The 16,895-nt window shown below is 63.3% G+C and carries 15 protein-coding genes; 8 read left to right on the top strand and 7 right to left on the bottom strand.

Annotated features, from left to right (window positions below; all coding sequences use genetic code 11):
• The first annotated feature begins 25 nt into the window (after positions 1-25).
• The 5 genes from trxA (at position 26) to DMX06_RS06040 (ending at position 5,556) form a co-directional block, all read left to right on the top strand.
• Positions 26-352, top strand: a complete 327-nt coding sequence (gene trxA / locus DMX06_RS06060) for a thioredoxin TrxA (RefSeq protein WP_110735564.1) — start codon at positions 26-28, stop codon at positions 350-352.
• 309 nt (positions 353-661) lie between these two features.
• Entirely contained in the window at positions 662-1,921 is a 1,260-nt protein-coding gene (gene rho / locus DMX06_RS06055) for a transcription termination factor Rho (protein WP_011536308.1), read from the top strand.
• 205 nt (positions 1,922-2,126) lie between these two features.
• Positions 2,127-3,593 carry a 4-hydroxy-3-polyprenylbenzoate decarboxylase gene (ubiD, locus tag DMX06_RS06050; protein WP_110735562.1) on the top strand — a complete coding sequence of 489 codons (1,467 nt, stop codon included), beginning with the start codon at positions 2,127-2,129 and terminating at the stop codon, positions 3,591-3,593.
• Positions 3,593-4,561 (top strand): CDP-6-deoxy-delta-3,4-glucoseen reductase, encoded by a 969-nt coding sequence (locus DMX06_RS06045; RefSeq protein WP_110735560.1) that lies wholly within the window; start codon positions 3,593-3,595, stop codon positions 4,559-4,561. Before ubiD ends, DMX06_RS06045 begins: the two co-directional genes overlap by 1 nt.
• 344 nt (positions 4,562-4,905) lie before the next feature.
• Complete coding sequence (locus tag DMX06_RS06040) at positions 4,906-5,556, top strand: gamma-glutamylcyclotransferase (RefSeq protein ID WP_110735558.1); 651 nt, start codon at positions 4,906-4,908, stop codon at positions 5,554-5,556.
• 16 nt (positions 5,557-5,572) lie between these two features.
• Here the strand turns inward: DMX06_RS06040 and tcyN are convergent, their stop codons facing one another.
• The 3 genes from tcyN to tcyJ are packed head-to-tail and all read right to left on the bottom strand — an operon-like array spanning position 5,573 to position 7,795.
• Positions 5,573-6,334, bottom strand: coding sequence for an L-cystine ABC transporter ATP-binding protein TcyN (gene tcyN, locus DMX06_RS06035; protein WP_110735556.1), 762 nt, complete (start codon positions 6,332-6,334; stop codon positions 5,573-5,575).
• A gap of 1 nt (position 6,335) precedes the next feature.
• Positions 6,336-7,004, bottom strand: coding sequence for a cystine ABC transporter permease (gene tcyL / locus DMX06_RS06030; RefSeq protein WP_110735554.1), 669 nt, complete (start codon positions 7,002-7,004; stop codon positions 6,336-6,338).
• On the bottom strand, positions 7,001-7,795 hold the full coding sequence (gene tcyJ, locus DMX06_RS06025; protein ID WP_110735552.1) for a cystine ABC transporter substrate-binding protein: 795 nt from the start codon (positions 7,793-7,795) through the stop codon (positions 7,001-7,003). The genes tcyL and tcyJ overlap by 4 nt, the downstream gene beginning before the upstream one ends.
• Positions 7,796-8,141: 346 nt before the next feature.
• On the opposite strand from tcyJ, the gene epsC reads away from it, so the two are divergent.
• Positions 8,142-9,074, top strand: a complete 933-nt coding sequence (epsC, locus tag DMX06_RS06015) for a serine O-acetyltransferase EpsC (RefSeq protein ID WP_110735550.1) — start codon at positions 8,142-8,144, stop codon at positions 9,072-9,074.
• A gap of 317 nt (positions 9,075-9,391) precedes the next feature.
• Positions 9,392-11,353 carry a choline transporter BetT gene (gene betT, locus DMX06_RS06010; RefSeq protein ID WP_181427788.1) on the top strand — a complete coding sequence of 654 codons (1,962 nt, stop codon included), beginning with the start codon at positions 9,392-9,394 and terminating at the stop codon, positions 11,351-11,353.
• Positions 11,354-11,453: 100 nt separating this feature from the next.
• On the opposite strand, the gene tauD is transcribed toward betT, so the two are convergent.
• Genes tauD through tauA form a run of 4 tightly spaced genes read right to left on the bottom strand, consistent with a single transcriptional unit; the run spans position 11,454 to position 14,936 of the window.
• Positions 11,454-12,287 carry a taurine dioxygenase gene (gene tauD / locus DMX06_RS06005; RefSeq protein WP_110735546.1) on the bottom strand — a complete coding sequence of 278 codons (834 nt, stop codon included), beginning with the start codon at positions 12,285-12,287 and terminating at the stop codon, positions 11,454-11,456.
• A 48-nt stretch (positions 12,288-12,335) separates the two neighbouring features.
• Positions 12,336-13,175, bottom strand: coding sequence for a taurine ABC transporter permease TauC (tauC, locus tag DMX06_RS06000; RefSeq protein WP_110735543.1), 840 nt, complete (start codon positions 13,173-13,175; stop codon positions 12,336-12,338).
• Positions 13,172-13,951, bottom strand: a complete 780-nt coding sequence (gene tauB, locus DMX06_RS05995; protein WP_062575549.1) for a taurine ABC transporter ATP-binding subunit — start codon at positions 13,949-13,951, stop codon at positions 13,172-13,174. Before tauB ends, tauC begins: the two co-directional genes overlap by 4 nt.
• A gap of 13 nt (positions 13,952-13,964) precedes the next feature.
• Entirely contained in the window at positions 13,965-14,936 is a 972-nt protein-coding gene (gene tauA, locus DMX06_RS05990; protein WP_110735541.1) for a taurine ABC transporter substrate-binding protein, read from the bottom strand.
• 540 nt (positions 14,937-15,476) lie between these two features.
• Here tauA and DMX06_RS05985 point away from each other — a divergent pair.
• Positions 15,477-16,805, top strand: coding sequence for an OprD family porin (locus DMX06_RS05985; RefSeq protein WP_110735539.1), 1,329 nt, complete (start codon positions 15,477-15,479; stop codon positions 16,803-16,805).
• The last annotated feature ends 90 nt before the right edge of the window (positions 16,806-16,895 follow it).

Below are 16,895 nucleotides of genomic sequence, written 5' to 3'. Positions count from 1 at the left end.
ATTGCTTACGACCTTGGAGATTTCCATGAGCGACAAAATCAAACACGTCACCGACGCCAGCTTCGAAGCCGACGTACTGAAGGCTGAAGGCGCGGTGCTGGTCGACTACTGGGCTGAATGGTGCGGTCCATGCAAGATGATCGCTCCGGTACTGGACGCCATTGCCGAAGACTACGCAGGCAAACTGGTCGTAGCCAAGCTGAACATCGACGAAAACGCTGAAACCCCGGCCAAGCACGGCGTGCGCGGCATCCCGACGCTGATGCTGTTCAAGAACGGCAACGTCGAGGCCACCAAGGTCGGCGCGCTGTCCAAATCGCAGCTGCAAGCGTTCATCGACGCCAACCTGTGATGTAGTGAAGCCCCGCAAATGCGGGGCTTTTCTTTATCTGTCGTAGGCATTTTCCGCGAGGGCCGGCGGGCCCAGCTATCACGCCCATCCAGACGGATAGCCCCGGAAATCGGTGGCCAAAACCCCTAGACGTCGAAAAAAGCAAGTGTTACATTCGGTCTCGCACTGCTTCTCCAGTGCCCTCTGCACGCCGTCGCCGAAGCATCCCTAATTCGAATCAGTACGCGATCCTGTCGCCATCTTGCGGCGCGGCCTCATTAAGCCAACGCTTAATTTCTCCCTTCCTTACATGATTACGTCACTCCCCTTATGAACCTGACAGAACTCAAGCAAAAGCCGATTACCGATCTTTTGGAAATGGCCGAACAGATGGGCATCGAAAACATGGCCCGTTCGCGCAAACAGGACGTGATTTTCGCCCTGCTGAAAAAGCATGCGAAAAGCGGCGAAGAGATCTCGGGTGACGGCGTGCTGGAGATTCTCCAGGATGGTTTCGGTTTCCTGCGTTCGGCGGATGCCTCTTACCTGGCCGGCCCTGACGACATCTACGTTTCGCCCAGCCAGATCCGTCGCTTCAACCTGCGCACCGGCGACACCATCGTCGGCAAGATCCGTCCACCGAAGGAAGGCGAGCGTTACTTCGCGCTGCTGAAGGTCGACACCATCAACTTCGACCGTCCGGAAAACGCGAAGAACAAGATTCTCTTCGAGAACCTGACGCCGCTGTTCCCCAACAAGCGCCTGAAGATGGAAGCCGGCAACGGTTCCACCGAAGACCTCACCGGTCGCGTCATCGACCTGTGCGCCCCGATCGGCAAAGGCCAGCGCGGCCTGATCGTCGCCCCGCCGAAAGCGGGCAAGACCATCATGCTGCAGAACATCGCGGCCAACATCACCCGTAACAACCCCGAGTGCCACCTGATCGTCCTGCTGATCGACGAGCGCCCGGAGGAAGTGACCGAGATGCAGCGCACCGTGCGCGGCGAAGTGGTCGCCTCGACCTTCGACGAGCCGCCGACCCGTCACGTACAGGTCGCCGAAATGGTCATCGAGAAGGCCAAGCGCCTGGTCGAGCACAAGAAGGACGTGGTCATCCTGCTCGACTCGATCACCCGTCTGGCCCGCGCCTACAACACCGTGATCCCGAGCTCCGGCAAGGTACTGACCGGTGGTGTCGATGCCCACGCCCTGGAGAAGCCGAAGCGTTTCTTCGGTGCCGCGCGTAACATCGAGGAAGGCGGTTCGCTGACCATCATCGCCACCGCGCTGGTCGAGACCGGCTCGAAGATGGACGAAGTGATCTACGAAGAGTTCAAGGGTACCGGCAACATGGAGCTGCCCCTGGACCGTCGTATCGCCGAGAAGCGTGTGTTCCCGGCCATCAACATCAACAAGTCCGGTACCCGTCGTGAAGAGCTGCTGACCGCCGACGACGAACTGCAGCGCATGTGGATCCTGCGCAAGCTGCTGCACCCGATGGACGAGATCGCCGCCATCGAGTTCCTGGTCGACAAGCTCAAGCAGACCAAGACCAACGATGAGTTCTTCCTGTCGATGAAGCGCAAGTAAGCATTTAAGGCTGGAATTGATTGGGGCTGCTCCGCAGCCCATCGCGACACAAGGCCGCTCCTACAGGATTACTCATTCCCCTGTAGGAGCGGCCTTGTGTCGCGATGGGGCGCGAAGCGGCCCCAGTTTATTTTTGCCCCCAAACAAGGCGTGAACAACGCTACACTCTGCACCCCGACCGATACGCCCAACACGAGGCCCTTGCATGCAGTATCGCGATCTGCGCGACTTCATCCGTGGCCTGGAACAGCGCGGTGAACTCAAGCGCATCCAGGTTCCCATCTCCCCTGTACTGGAAATGACCGAAGTCTGCGACCGCACCCTGCGCGCCAAGGGCCCGGCGTTGCTGTTCGAAAAGCCCACCGGCTTCGACATCCCGGTGCTAGGCAACCTGTTCGGCACCCCCGAGCGCGTGGCCATGGGCATGGGCGCCGAATCGACCGAGGAACTGCGTGAAATCGGCAAGTTGCTGGCGTTCCTCAAGGAGCCCGAGCCGCCGAAGGGCCTGAAGGACGCCTGGTCGAAACTGCCGATCTTCAAGAAGGTCGTGTCCATGGCGCCGAAAGTGGTGAAGGAAGCGGTGTGCCAGGAAATCGTGGTCGAAGGCGACGACGTCGACCTGGGCCAGTTGCCGATCCAGCACTGCTGGCCGGGCGATGTGGCGCCGCTGATCACCTGGGGCCTGACGGTCACCCGCGGGCCGAACAAGGACCGCCAGAACCTGGGTATCTACCGCCAGCAGGTGATCGGTCGCAACAAGGTGATCATGCGCTGGCTGAGCCACCGTGGCGGCGCGCTGGACTACCGCGAATGGTGCGAGAAGCACCCGGGTCAGCCGTTCCCCGTGGCCGTGGCCCTGGGCGCGGACCCGGCGACCATCCTCGGCGCCGTGACCCCGGTCCCCGATACCCTTTCCGAATATGCCTTTGCCGGCCTGTTGCGCGGCAACCGTACCGAACTGGTCAAATGCCGTGGCAACGACCTGCAGGTGCCGGCCACCGCGGAAATCATCCTCGAAGGCGTGATCCACCCCGGCGAGATGGCCCCGGAAGGCCCCTACGGCGACCACACCGGTTACTACAACGAAGTGGACAGCTTCCCGGTGTTCACCGTCGAGCGCATCACCCACCGGCAGAAACCGATCTACCACAGCACTTACACCGGCCGGCCGCCGGATGAGCCGGCGATCCTCGGCGTGGCGCTGAACGAAGTGTTCGTGCCGATTCTGCAGAAGCAGTTCCCCGAGATCACCGACTTCTACCTGCCGCCGGAAGGCTGCTCGTACCGCATGGCGGTGGTGACCATGAAGAAGCAGTATCCAGGCCACGCCAAGCGCGTCATGCTGGGTGTGTGGTCGTTCCTGCGACAGTTCATGTACACCAAGTTCGTTATCGTCACCGACGACGATATCAACGCCCGCGACTGGAACGATGTGATCTGGGCCATCACCACGCGCATGGACCCCAAGCGTGATACGGTGATGATCGACAACACCCCGATCGACTACCTGGACTTCGCGTCGCCGGTGTCGGGCCTGGGGTCGAAAATGGGCCTGGACGCCACTCACAAGTGGCCGGGCGAGACTACACGCGAATGGGGCCGGGTCATCGTCAAGGACGAGGCCGTCACCCGCCGTATCGATGAGCTGTGGGACCAGTTGGGAATAGATTGATGCAGGTAACCTTGCAGCCTTCCGGGGCGGTACTGGCGGTCGAACCGGGTGAAAGGATTCTGGATGCCGCGCGGCGCCTGGGCTACGACTGCCCAAGCAGCTGCCGCAACGGCAACTGCCATGTGTGTGCCGCGCTGCTGGTGGAAGGCAGTGTTCGCCAGGAAGGCCAAGTCCGCGATCACGGTGAACTGTTCACCTGTATCGCCGAGCCGCTGGAGGACTGCGTGTTGCTGTGGGATGGTGTGCTGGCCCTGGGCGAGCTGCCGGTGCGCAAGCTGGCCTGTACCGTGAGCGAATGCGTCGAGGTGGGTGGCGACGTCTGGCGCGTGCGCCTGCGCGCGCCTGCCGGCAAGCCGCCGCGCTACCACGCTGGGCAGTACCTGATGATCGAGCGCGAGGGCATGGACAAGGCGGCCTTCTCCCTCGCCTCGGCGCCTCACGGTGGCCGTGACCTGGAGCTGCATGTGCTGGCCCGGGAAAGCAGCGCCGTGCAGTTGATCGAGCAGTTGCAGCGCAGTGGCCTGGCACGCATCGAATTGCCGTTCGGCGACGCCCACCTGGCGGAGCTGCCCGACGGCCCGCTGGTGCTGATCGCTGCCGGTACCGGCATGGGGCAGATGCACAGCCTGGTCGAGCACTGCCGCGCCCGGGGCTTCAAGCACCCGGTGCACCTGTACTGGGGCGTGCGCCGGCCCGAGGACTTCTACGAGATCGAGCACTGGGACGAGTGGGAGCGCCTGCCCAACCTGTTCCTGCACAAGGTGGTCAGCGACCTGTGTGGCTGGGAAGGGCGCTGCGGGCTGTTGCACGAGGCGGTGTGCGAGGACATCGGCGACCTGAACCAGGTGCACGTCTATGCCAGCGGCTCGCCGAACATGGTCTATGCCACTCTTGATGCGTTGGTGGAGGCCGGCATGGATGCCCACCGCATGCGTGCCGACGTGTTCGCCTACGCGCCGCGGGGTTGAAACAACACGGCACGCTGCAAGGGCGTGCCGGGTTTAATAACCAAGTATTTTCCATTTGATTATATGGTGGAGATTGTTGCCGGTGCGGGTAACAAGTTTCGCTATACTCGGATTATTAGTTTCCGTTCAGCGGAAGGTTGAATGAAATTGTGTCTTCCGGCTTGAGTCGCAAGTGTCTTATCCCTTACGTTAAGCGCCAGGGCCTTCGCGGGTAAACCCGCTCCCACAAGCCCTGAACACCTCCTGTGGGAGCGGGTTTACCCGCGAAGGCGTAGGTCAGGCTCTGCATCAATAGCAGTGGAATACGCAACTTTGTAGTTCACAGGAAATAATGGCGGCAGCTCATGTCGACACTTGAAAGTTCATCCTGGCAAATAGCCTATCCGCCGTCGCTCGACTTCGGACAACAGTTGACCCGTGAACAACTGCAGCACTCGATGCAGGAAACCATGTCCCAGCACGAAGGTGGCCCGGTCTGGCTATTTGCCTACGGCTCGCTGATCTGGCGCCCCGAATGCAACTCGGTCGAGCGCCAGCGGGCGCGAGTGCATGGCTACCATCGCGGCCTGTACCTGTGGTCCCACGAGCACCGCGGCACTCCGGAATGTCCGGGCCTGGTGTTCGGCCTGGACCGTGGGGGCTCCTGCAGCGGTTTCGCCTACCGTCTGGATGAAAGCAACCTTGACGATTCGCTGATGGCCCTGTGGATGCGCGAAATGCCGTTTCCGGCCTATCGCCCGCACTGGCTCAGCTGCCGTCTGGGCGACGGCAGCAAGGTCCAGGCCCTGGGTTTTGTGCTGGAACGGCACTTGCCATGCTACGCGGGCAACCTCCCGGACACCCTGCTCAGCCAGATCCTCGCCAGCGCCAAGGGGCGCTACGGCACCACGCGCGATTACGTGGAGCAGACCCTCAACGCCCTGCGCAGCCACCAGATGCCCGATCGCAACCTGGAAGCCCGCTTCAGGCGTTGTCACAACCTGCGCGAGGTGTGAGCCCCGCGCATCGGGCTCATTCCTGGCCGGCGGCGGTACCGAGGAACTTGCGCAGGAACTGGCGGGTGCGCTCTTGCTTCGGGTTGGCGAACAGTGCCTTGGCCTCGCCCTGCTCGACGATCACACCCTTGTCGAAGAAGATCACCCGGTTGGCGACATCGCGGGCGAAGCTCATTTCGTGGGTGACGATGATCATGGTGCGCTTTTCCTCGGCCAGGCCGCGGATGGTCTCCAGCACCTCGCCCACCAGCTCCGGGTCGAGCGCCGAGGTGGGTTCGTCGAACAGGATCACCTCAGGTTCCATGGCCAGGGCGCGGGCGATGGCCACCCGCTGCTGCTGGCCGCCGGACAGGCGACGCGGGTAGGCGTCTTCCTTGCCCGCCAGGCCGACCTTGGCCAGCAGGCGCCTGGCCAGCTCGATGGCCTTGTCGCGGGGCGTCTTCTTGACGATCACCGGCCCTTCGATGACGTTCTCCAGGGCGGTGCGGTGGGGGAACAGGTTGAAGTTCTGGAACACGAAACCGGCCTGCTGGCGCAGGCGGCGGATCGCACCTTGCTGGCCGCCCAACGGGCGATTGGCGTCGATGCTGATGTCGCCGATCTGGATGCGCCCGGCATCGGGGGTTTCCAGCAGGTTCAGGCAACGCAGGAAGGTGGTCTTGCCCGAGCCGCTGGGGCCGATGATGGCCACCACCTCGCCGGGCTGTACGGTCAGGTCGATGCCGTTGAGCACGGTATGGCCCTTGAACTGCTTGGTCAGGCCTTGTACTACGATCATCTCAGTGCTCCTGGTCGTGCTGGTTGACCCGCGCTTCCATGCGGTTCTGGAAGTGCGCCAGGATGCTGCAGAGGATCCAGTAGACCACCGCGACAGCCAGGTACATGGTAAAGACCTCGAAGGTCCGGGCGGTGATCAGCTGTGCCTGGCGGAACAGCTCGGGCACCTGGATGGTCGCCGCCAGGGCGGTGTCCTTGACCAGCGAGATGAAGCTGTTGCCCAGTGGCGGCAGGGCGGTGCGCAGGGCCTGCGGCAGGATCGCCCGGCGCATGGCCTGGGTGCGGGTCATGCCGATGCTGGCCGCCGCTTCCCACTGGCCACGGTCGATCGAGGAGATCGCCGCGCGGAGGATCTCGCAGATGTACGCCGCCATGTTCAGCGACAGGCCGATCAGCGACGCCGGGATCGGGTCGAGCTCGATGCCGATCTGCGGCAGGCCGAAATAGATCACGAACAGCTGCACCAGCAGCGGCGTGCCGCGGAAGAACGACACGTAGATGCGGGCGATCCAGTCCAGCGGCAGGATCTTCGACAGGCGCATCAGCGCCAGGGCGAAGCCCAGCACCAGGCCGAAGAACATGCCGCCGACACTGAGCAGCACGGTATAGCCCGCGCCCTTGAGCAGGAAGGGCGCGGAATCGACAACGAGTTGCAGGCTTTCAGCGATCATTTGGTGACATCGGCACCAAAGTATTTCTCGGACAGCTTGGCCAGCGTGCCGTCGGCCTTGAGCTTGTCGATGGCCTTGTTCAGCGCTGCGAGCAGTTCAGGCTCGCCCTTGCGCAGGGCCACGCCACTTTCAAGGCGCGAGAACGGGGTGCCGGCAAGTTCGGTGTCCTTGGCTTTCTGCGCGTATTCCAGCGCGGCCAGGCGGTCGATCAGGATGGCGTCGATGCGGCCGTTGCGCAGGTCGGCGAACTTGGTCGGATCGTCTTCATAGGTGCGCACTTCGGCTTTTGGTACATCCTGCTTGACCCATTGCTCGTAGTTGGTGCCCAGGCCCACGCCGACTTTCTTGCCTGCCAGGTCTTGCGCGGTCTTGATGTTCAGCTGCTCGGCCTTCTTCTTCAGGACCAGTGCCTGGATGCCGGAGATGGTGTAGGGCTCGGAGAAGTCATACTTCTTCTTGCGCTCTTCGGAGATGGTCACCTGGTTGATCACCACGTCCAGGCGCTTCGATTCCAGGGCGGCGAGGATACCGTCCCACTTGGTCGGCTGGACCTTGGCCTTGACCCCCAGCTCCTTGGCCAGCAGTTCGGACAGCTCGACTTCGAAGCCGGTCAGCTTGCCGTTCTCGTCCTGGAAGCTGAACGGTGGGTAGGTGCCTTCCAGGCCGACGTTGATCACGCCCTTCTCCTGGATGGTCTCCAACTGCTCGCCGGCGAAGGCCTGTCCGAGCAGGCCGGCGCCGAGCAGGAGCGCCAGGCTGGCGTTGAGAAGGGGTTTGGCGAATTTGGTCATGGCAGGCCCCGCGCTTGTTGTGGAAGTAGTGAGGTGGCGACTATAGAGGTGGGCTTCATAGGTCGGGAAATAATAAAAAATCAGGTTGTTATTCCCGTTTCTGCATTTCGCAGTCGCTTATGCCCGACTTAGCTCAGGATGGAATAAAGCGTTGTTTTTTCCAAGAGGCAGATTTGACGTATCGTTGATCGCATCCATCCAATGCTGGCCTCTTCGCGGGTAAACCCGCTCCCACAGGTACAGCGCAAGCCTCAAGGGCAATACGGTCCCTGTGGGAGCGGGTTTACCCGCGAAGGGGCCCTACCCGGCGATAAAAACAGTTGGCCTATCCGGCAGGAGAAACACCGTGAGCGAACAACCATCAACCGGGCACTGGCAACTGCAAGGCATCGTCAGTGGCCTGCGCAGCGCCCGTGAGCAGTGGCGCAGCAACAACGGCCGCAGCAGCGGCGAGCAGGGCGGGCGCGAGCTGCCATCGCGCGAGGCGCTGCACCAGATTCTCGAGCAGCTGTGCGGCGCGCTGTTCCCCATGCGCCTGGGCCCGGTGGACCTGCGTGAAGAGAGCGAAGATTTCTACGTCGGCCACACCCTCGACGCCGCGCTCACCGCGCTGCTGGCCCAGGCCCGCCTTGAGCTGCGCTATGCGGCGCGCCATGGCAAGACCGATGTGGTCGATGTCGATGCCCACGCCCTGCGCCTGATCCAGGACTTCGCCGCAGCCCTGCCGGCCCTGCGCGTGCTGCTGGACACCGACGTGCTCGCCGCCTTCCACGGCGACCCGGCGGCGCGTAGCGTCGACGAGGTGCTGCTGTGCTACCCGGGCATCCTGGCGATCATCCACCACCGCCTGGCCCACCACCTGTACCAGGCCGGCCTGCCGCTGCTGGCGCGGATCAGCTCGGAGCTGGCGCACTCGGCCACCGGCATCGACATCCACCCCGGCGCGCAGATCGGCCCGAGCTTCTTCATCGACCACGGCACCGGCGTGGTGATCGGCGAGACCGCGATCATCGGCGAGCGGGTGCGTATCTACCAGGCCGTGACCCTGGGCGCCAAGCGCTTCCCCAGCGACGAGTCGGGCACCCTGCACAAGGGCCTGGCACGCCACCCGATCGTCGAGGACGACGTCGTCATCTACGCGGGCGCTACCATCCTCGGGCGGATCACCATCGGCAAGGGCTCGACCATCGGCGGCAACGTCTGGCTGACTCGCAGCGTGCCGGCTGACAGCAATATTACCCAGGCTAACCTGCAGTTGGATTGCCAGGACAAGGGCTGAGCCTGCCCCGGCCTTTTCGCGGGTAAACCCGCTCCCACAGGTACGGCGCTGAACTGACTGACAGCGCGACCCTGTGGGAGCGGGTTTACCCGCGAAGGGTCCGCCGCCGATGCCCCGTCCAGCGTCATCGGGTCGCATTGAAACTCGATCCATGTTTAACTTGAACGCTTGTTCAACGAAAAACGCTGGTCCATTGCCGGTGTTCAAAAGGAGGAATCGCCTTTGCTGAACCCGTTCAATCCGAGCCTCACGTCCTTCGACGAGGTGCCCGTTCAATGAGTGCACCGACCCCCGACCTTGCCCACGGCAAGATCCGCATGAACCCCCCCGTGTTCTACTTCGCGGCAAGCTTCATCCTCCTATTCGGCCTGATCGTCATCGCCCAGCCCCAGGCCGCCGGCGACTGGTTGCTGGCGGCGCAGAACTGGGCGGCCAACACCGTCGGCTGGTACTACATGCTGGCCATGACCCTGTACCTGGTCTTCGTGGTGGTCACCGCCTTGTCCGGCTACGGCAAGATCAAGCTAGGCGCCGACCACGACGAACCCGAGTTCAGCTACCTGTCCTGGGCCGGCATGCTGTTCGCCGCCGGCATCAGCATCACCCTGTTCTTCTTCTGCGTCTCCGAGCCGCTGACCCATATGCTCCAGCCGCCGCAGGGCGAGGCGGGCACGGCCGAGGCCGGGCGCCAGGCGATGCAGATCCTGTTCTTGCACTGGGGCTTGCACGGCTGGGGCGTGTTCGCCTTCGTCGGCATGGCGCTGGCCTACTTCGCCTACCGGCACAACCTGCCGCTGGCCCTGCGCTCGGCGCTGTACCCGCTGATCGGCAAGCGTATCAACGGCCCGATCGGCTATGCAGTGGACGGCTTCGGCATCATCGCCACGGTGTTCGGCCTGGGCGCTGACATGGGCTTTGGCGTGCTGCACCTGAACGCCGGCCTCGACTACCTGTTCGGCATCAGCCACAGCCAGTGGGTGCAGGTGATCCTCATCACCCTGATGATGGGCGCGGCGGTGGCCGTGGCGGTCGCCGGGGTGGAGAAGGGCGTGCGGGTGATGAGCGACATCAACCTGTTCCTGGCCTGTGCGCTGCTGCTGTTCGTGCTGTTCGCCGGGCCCACCCAGCACCTGTTCAACACCTTGATCCAGAACCTGGGCGACTATCTGGGCGCCTTGCCGCGCAAGAGCTTCGATGTGTACGCCTACGGTGAACAGCGCGACTGGCTGGGTGGTTGGACGGTGTTCTACTGGGCCTGGTGGATTGCCTGGGCGCCGTTCGTGGGCCTGTTCATCGCCCGCATCTCCCGGGGCCGGACCATCCGCGAGTTCGTCTTCGGCGTGTTGCTGATCCCGCTGGGCTTCACCCTGGCGTGGATGTCGATCTTCGGCAACAGCGCCCTGGACCAGGTGATCAACCACGGCATGACCGCCCTCGGCCAGTCGGCCATCGACAACCCGTCGATGAGCTTGTACCTGCTGCTGGAAACCTACCCATGGAGCAAGACGGTGATCGCCGTGACGGTGTTCATCAGCTTCGTGTTCTTCGTCACCTCGGCCGACTCCGGCACGGTGGTGCTGTCGACGCTGTCGGCCAAGGGCGGCGGCGCCGACGAGGATGGCCCGAACTGGCTGCGCATCTTCTGGGGCGCGATGACCGCGCTGATCACCAGCGCGCTGCTGTTCGCCGGTAGCATCGATTCGCTGAAGTCGGCGGTGGTGCTGACCTCGCTGCCGTTCTCGCTGATCCTGCTGTGCATGATGTGGGGGCTGCACAAGGCCTTCTACCTGGAAAGCCAGCGACAGATCGCGCAGATGCACTCGCTGGCACCGTTCGCCCAGTCCCGCCGTGGGCGGGGCGGCTGGCGCCAACGCCTGAGCCAGGCCGTGCACTTCCCGTCGCGGGACGAGGTGTATCGCTTCATGGACGACGTGGTGCGCCCGGCGATTGCCGAGGTGCGCGAGGTGTTCGAGCAGAAGGGGCTGGTGCTGATTACCCAGGACGACCCGAGCCACGACAACGTCAGCCTGAAGATCGGCCATGGCGAGGAGCAGCCGTTCATCTACCAGGTGCAGATGCGTGGCTACTTCACGCCGTCGTTCGCGCTGGGTGGGCTGGGGACGCAGGAGTTGAAGAATCGCCGGTACTACCGGGCGGAGGTGCACTTGAGCGAAGGCAGCCAGAACTATGATCTGGTGGGCTACAGCAAGGAGCAGATCATCAACGACATCCTCGACCAGTACGAGCGGCACATGCAGTACCTGCATCTGGTCAGGTAAGCCTGTTCCGGCCTCTTCGCGGGACAAGCCCGCTCCTACAAGGGTTACGCGATCCCTGTAGGAGCGGGCTTGTCCCGCGAAGAGGCCCGCACAGGAAACCTCAGAACGGCGCATCCCCCAGAATGGTCGCCCGATGCATCACCCGCCGGTTCGGCCGGTAGTCATCCACCGCAAAGTGCTGGGTCACGCGGTTGTCCCAGAACGCCACGTCGTTTTCCTGCCAACGCCAGCGAATGCTGAACTCCGGCCGCGTCGCATGGGCGAACAGCAGCTTGAGCAGCGCCTCGCTCTCCTGCTCGTTCAGTTCGTTGATCCGTGTGGTGAACCCTTCATTGACGAACAGCGCCTTGCGCCCGCTCACCGGGTGGGTGCGTACCACCGGGTGCGACAGCGGCGGGTTGTTGCGCCGGGTGGCTTCCCAGCGCGCCAGGTCCTCTGGGGTGGTGCCGAAGCGCTCCAGCGGGAACGACTTGGTGAAGTCGTGGGTGGCGGTCAGGCCGTCGAGCATCGTGCGCAGCGGCGCCGACAGCGCCTCGAACGCGGCGATCCCGCTGGCCCACAGGGTGTCACCACCGAAGGCCGGCAACTGCTTGGCACTGAGCACCGCGCCCAGCGCCGGGGTCGGCAGGAAGGTCACGTCGGTGTGCCAGACGGCGTTGTCGCGCACATCGGTGACCGCGGTGTCGAGGATCAACACCTGCGGCGTCTGCGGCACATTGGGGTAGATCGGGTGGATGTGCAGGTCGCCGAAGCGGGCGGCGAAGCGGGCCTGCTGCTCGGGGGTGATCGGCTGGTCGCGGAAGAACAGTACCTGGTGTTCGAGCAGTGCCTGCTCGATGGCGTCACGCTGTTCGAGGGTGATATCGCGGCTGATGTCCACGCCGCTGATCTGCGCGCCAAGGGCCGGGCTCAAGGGGGTAACGGTCAGGCTCATGTCTTTTCTCGTTCCAGGTGCCGGGTTGCCGGCGTGGTCATTCGTTGCTCAATGGCTCTGGCCATGCCAGGGCACCAGCTTGCGCTGCAGGGCGCGCAGGCCCATCTCAAGGGCGAAGGCGATCAGGGCGATCAGCAGGATCCCCAGCACCACCACGTCGGTGACCAGGAACTGCGCCGCCGACTGCACCATGAAGCCCAGGCCGCTGGTGGCGGCGATCAGCTCGGCGGCGACCAGGGTCGACCAGCCCACGCCAAGGCCGATGCGGATGCCGGTGAGGATGTCGGGCAGGGCGCTGGGCAGGATCACATGGCGGATGAGTTGCGCCCGGGTGGCTCCCAGCGATTGCGCGGCGCGCAGCTTGGCCGGGTCGACGGTGCGCACGCCGGTGGCGGTGGCGATGGCGATCGGGGCGAAGATCGCCAGGTAGATCAGCAGCACCTTCGACAGCTCACCGATACCGCACCAGATGACGATCAACGGCAGGTAGGCCAGTGGCGGGATCGGCCGGTAGAACTCGATCAGCGGGTCGAGGATGCCGCGGGCCACGCGGTTGTAGCCGATGGCCAGGCCGACCGGGATGGCGGTCAGGGTCGCCGCTGCCAGCGCCAGGCCGATACGGCCCAGGCTCGCGCCCAGGTGTTGCCACAGGCTGGCGTCCATGTAGCCCTGGGTGAGCAGGGTCCAGCCCTTGGCCAGGATGTCGGCGGGCGAGGGCAGGAACAGGGGTTCGATCCAGCCGGCGGCGGTTACCAGCCACCACGCCAGCAGCAGTGCGGCCAGGGTGAGGGCGCTGATCCAGCGGGTCGACAAGGGCTTGCGGGTTTTCACGACAGGAGGCGTGCGTTGTGCCTGCTTGGTAGCGGCCGGCAATTCGATACTGCTCATGCGGACTCCTGACGTTGCGAGAACACCCGCGCCAGCACGTGCTCGCGGGTTTCGATGAAACGGGGATCGGACTTGATCGCCCGGGCCGACTCGCCAGCGGCGTAGCGCTGGCCGAAGTCCAGCTGCAGGCGTTCGACCACGCGCCCCGGATTGGGCGCCAGCAGCACCAGCTCGGTGGCGAGGAACACGGCTTCCTCGATGTCGTGGGTGATCAGGAACACCGGCTTGGCGGTGCGCTGCCAGACCTGCAACAGCAGCTCCTGCATCTGTTCGCGGGTAAAGGCGTCGAGGGCGCCGAACGGCTCGTCCATCAACAGCACCCGTGGGTCGGCGGCCAGCGCCCGGGCCAGGCCCACGCGCTGTTTCTGCCCGCCGGACAATTGCCAGATGCGCCGCTCGCCGAAGCCGGCCAGGTCGACCAGCGCCAGCATTTCGCGGGCCTTGGCTTCACGCTGCGCACGGGGCACGCCGGCCAGCTCGAGGCCGAAGGCGACGTTGCCGAGCACGTCCTGCCAGGGCAGCAGGGCATCGTCCTGGAACACCACGCCGCGCTCGGCACCAGGGCCTTGCACCGGCGCGCCGTCGAGGCTGATGCGCCCGCCGCTGGGGGCGACGAAGCCGGCGATCAGGTTGAGCAACGAGGTCTTGCCGCTGCCGGACGGCCCGAGGGCCACCAGCAGCTGGCGCGGGCCCAGGCTAAGGTTGATGTCGGCCAGCACCGGGGTAGCGGCGCCGGGGTACTGTGCGCTGATGCGCTCCAGTTCGAGCAAGGCCATGACGGGCTCCGGATCAGTTGGGCAGGTACTGGGCGCTGACGTAGGGCGAGTAGTCGGGCAGCACGGCGTCGACCTTGCCTTGTTGCTTGAGGAAGGTGGCGGTGTCGGTCAGCGCCTGGGTGGTCGGTGCGCCCAGTGCGCTGGCCTGGTCGGCGGCCAGCGGATAGACGTTGCCCTGCAGCAGCACCGGGATATCGGCAGGCTTGGCGCCGGACAGCTTGACCAGCTTGGCGACGTTGTCCTTGTCGGCCAGCCAGGCTTTCGGGTCCTTGCGGTAGTCGGCGTAGGCGTCGAGGGTGACCTTGGCGAACGACTTGACGATTTCCGGGTGCTTGGCGGAGAAGTCCTTGCGCACGATCCAGGCATCGAAGGTCGGCGCGCCTTTCTCGGCCAGCTCGCCCGAGGTGATCAGCACCTTGCCGTTCTCCTTGGCCACGCCCAGGGCCGGGTCCCAGACGTAGGTGGCGTCGATGTCGCCGCGTTTCCAGGCAGCGATGATCGCCGGCGGCGCGAGGTTGAGGATCTGCACCTTCGACGGGTCGATGTTCCAGCTCTTCAATGCGGCCAGCAGGCTGTAATGGCCGGTGGAAACGAACGGCACGGCGACTTTCTTGCCCACCAGGTCCTGCGGGGTCTTGATGCTGTCGCGGGCGACCAGGGCCTCACCGGCACCGATCTGGGTGGCGATCAGGAAGGTCTCGACCGGCAGCTTTCGGGTGGCCGCGGCGGCCAGCGGGCTGGAGCCGAGGTAGCCGATCTGCACATCGCCCGAGGCGACGGCGGTGATCACATCGGCGCCATTGTCGAACTTGCGCCAGTCGATGCTGGCCTTGCTGTCCTTTTCATAGGTGCCATCGACCTGGGCCACCTTGGCCGGGTCTACGGTGGTCTGGTAGGCGACGGTCAGGTCGGCGGCCTGGGCCAGCCAGCTGGCACTGGCGAGGGTCAGGGCGGCGAACAGGCGCAGCGGAGCATGCGGGATCATGGTTGAACCTCTCGTCAGGCATTCTGGGGTGGATGGCGAGAAGACTAGATGATCTAAGAAACAGTAAATAAATAACTTTTTGGACTTAGCTTAAAAGCCAAACGCTCTGACCCCCGTGTCGGTGTAGGGGCCATTTTCATCGCAGGACAAGGTCGCTTCCACAATCGGGGGCGAAGCTGGCGGAATCGCTCAAGACGGCTAGTCTTGTTCGGTTCCTGCGGGGGGACCGCTGGTCGACAGCTCGGCAAACGTTTGCACATAACCTAAAGGTATGATTGACGGCGTCGATACAACGTTTTGCAGGAATGGTTCCGATGTTATTCCGTAAAAATCTTACAGATTCATAAAACGGTCATTTTGGATTTATAGGATTGTCATTATCCTGTAGCGCAGGTCGGCGGGTTAGACCAAAGTCGCAGATCGACCGTTAGCGATTGACTTGGCGGTCACGCATTGGTGCTAAATCGTCAATCCGGGTGAGTGGGGCAGCAGACTCCGCCGCTTGAGACGCACAAAAATTAGAACGTAGAGGAGCAAAACATGTACAAGTCCAGCCTGGCCCTGGCCGTGGCACTGGGGGTTCTCGCCCAACAAGCAGGCGCTGCAGGTTTCGTCGAGGACAGCAAGCTGTCCCTGAGCTCGCGCACCATGTACTTCAACAACGACAACCGTGAAGCGCCTGGTAGCAAGCCACGTCCTGACGTGCGTGAGTCCGGTCAAGGTTTCAAGCTTGACTACATCTCCGGCTTCACCGAAGGCACCGTTGGCTTTGGTGTGGACGCTCAAGCCCTGTGGGGTATTCACCTGGATGGCGGCAAGGGCTACCACCAGAACGGCAGCAGCTTCTTCCCTAGTGACTCCGACGGCTCTGCCGAGAAGCAGTGGGCACGTCTGGGCGCCAATGCAAAGGCTCGTTTCTCCAAGACCGAGGCGCACTTCGGTAGCGCACTGGCACCTAACCTGCCAATCCTCGTGTCCAACGATGGTCGTCTGCTGCCACAAACCTTTGAAGGTGGCACCATCTCTTCGAAAGAGATCGACAACCTGACCCTCAATGCCGGTCAGCTGACCCACGCTATGGGTCGTTCGTCGAGCAACCGCACTGGTCTGTCGGTGCAGGGCGCTACGCAGGAAAGCAACAAGTTCCGCTACGCCGGTGCTGACTGGAAGGTCACCAAGGACCTGACCCTGCAGTACTACTACTCGAACCTGGAAGACTTCTACAAGCAGCACTTCCTGGGCGCGACTCACGTGTTCCAGATCGCTGACGACCAGTCGTTCAAGACTGACCTGCGCTACTTCAAGAGCAGCAAGGACGGCAAGAACGGTGAAGCCGGTTACGAGTTCAAGAACAACAACGGCTACGCCAAGAACCCAGGCGAGGTCGACAACAAGACCTGGTCGGCCATGTTCACTTACACCCTCGGTGGCCATGCACTGATGCTGGGCCACCAGCAGGTCAGCGATGATGGTGGTTTCGTCTGGCTGAACCAAGGCAGCCTGGTCGACGAAGGTGCTGGCGGCGCAAGCTTCTATCTGTTCACCGACAGTATGATCAACCAGTTCGCCAAGGCCGGTGAAAACACCACCTTCGGTCAGTACTCCTACGACTTCGCTCGCCTGGGTGTGCCGGGCCTGAAAGCCTCCGTCGCCTACCTGCGCGGTGAAGATGGCCGTGCCACCAATGGCCATGGCACCTTCAGCGAATGGGAGCGTGACGCACGTGTTGATTACGTTCTGCAAAGCGGCGCCCTCAAAGGCCTGGGCTTCAGCCTGCGCCAGGGTGTCTACCGTGGTACTGGTTCGGGTTCCGCAGCCGACCAGGACCAGACTCGCTTCATCGTCAACTACACTTACGCCTTCATGTAAGTCGTAGCTGCACAAAGAAAGCCTCGCCTAGTGCGAGGCTTTTTTGTGTCTGCGAATCCGTATGCCTAATGGTTATAAATAAATCGATAT

It is taken from the genome of Pseudomonas mosselii, from assembly GCF_003205295.1.
Lineage (GTDB): Bacteria > Pseudomonadota > Gammaproteobacteria > Pseudomonadales > Pseudomonadaceae > Aquipseudomonas > Aquipseudomonas mosselii_B.
This window is presented reverse-complemented; position numbering and strand designations above follow the sequence as displayed.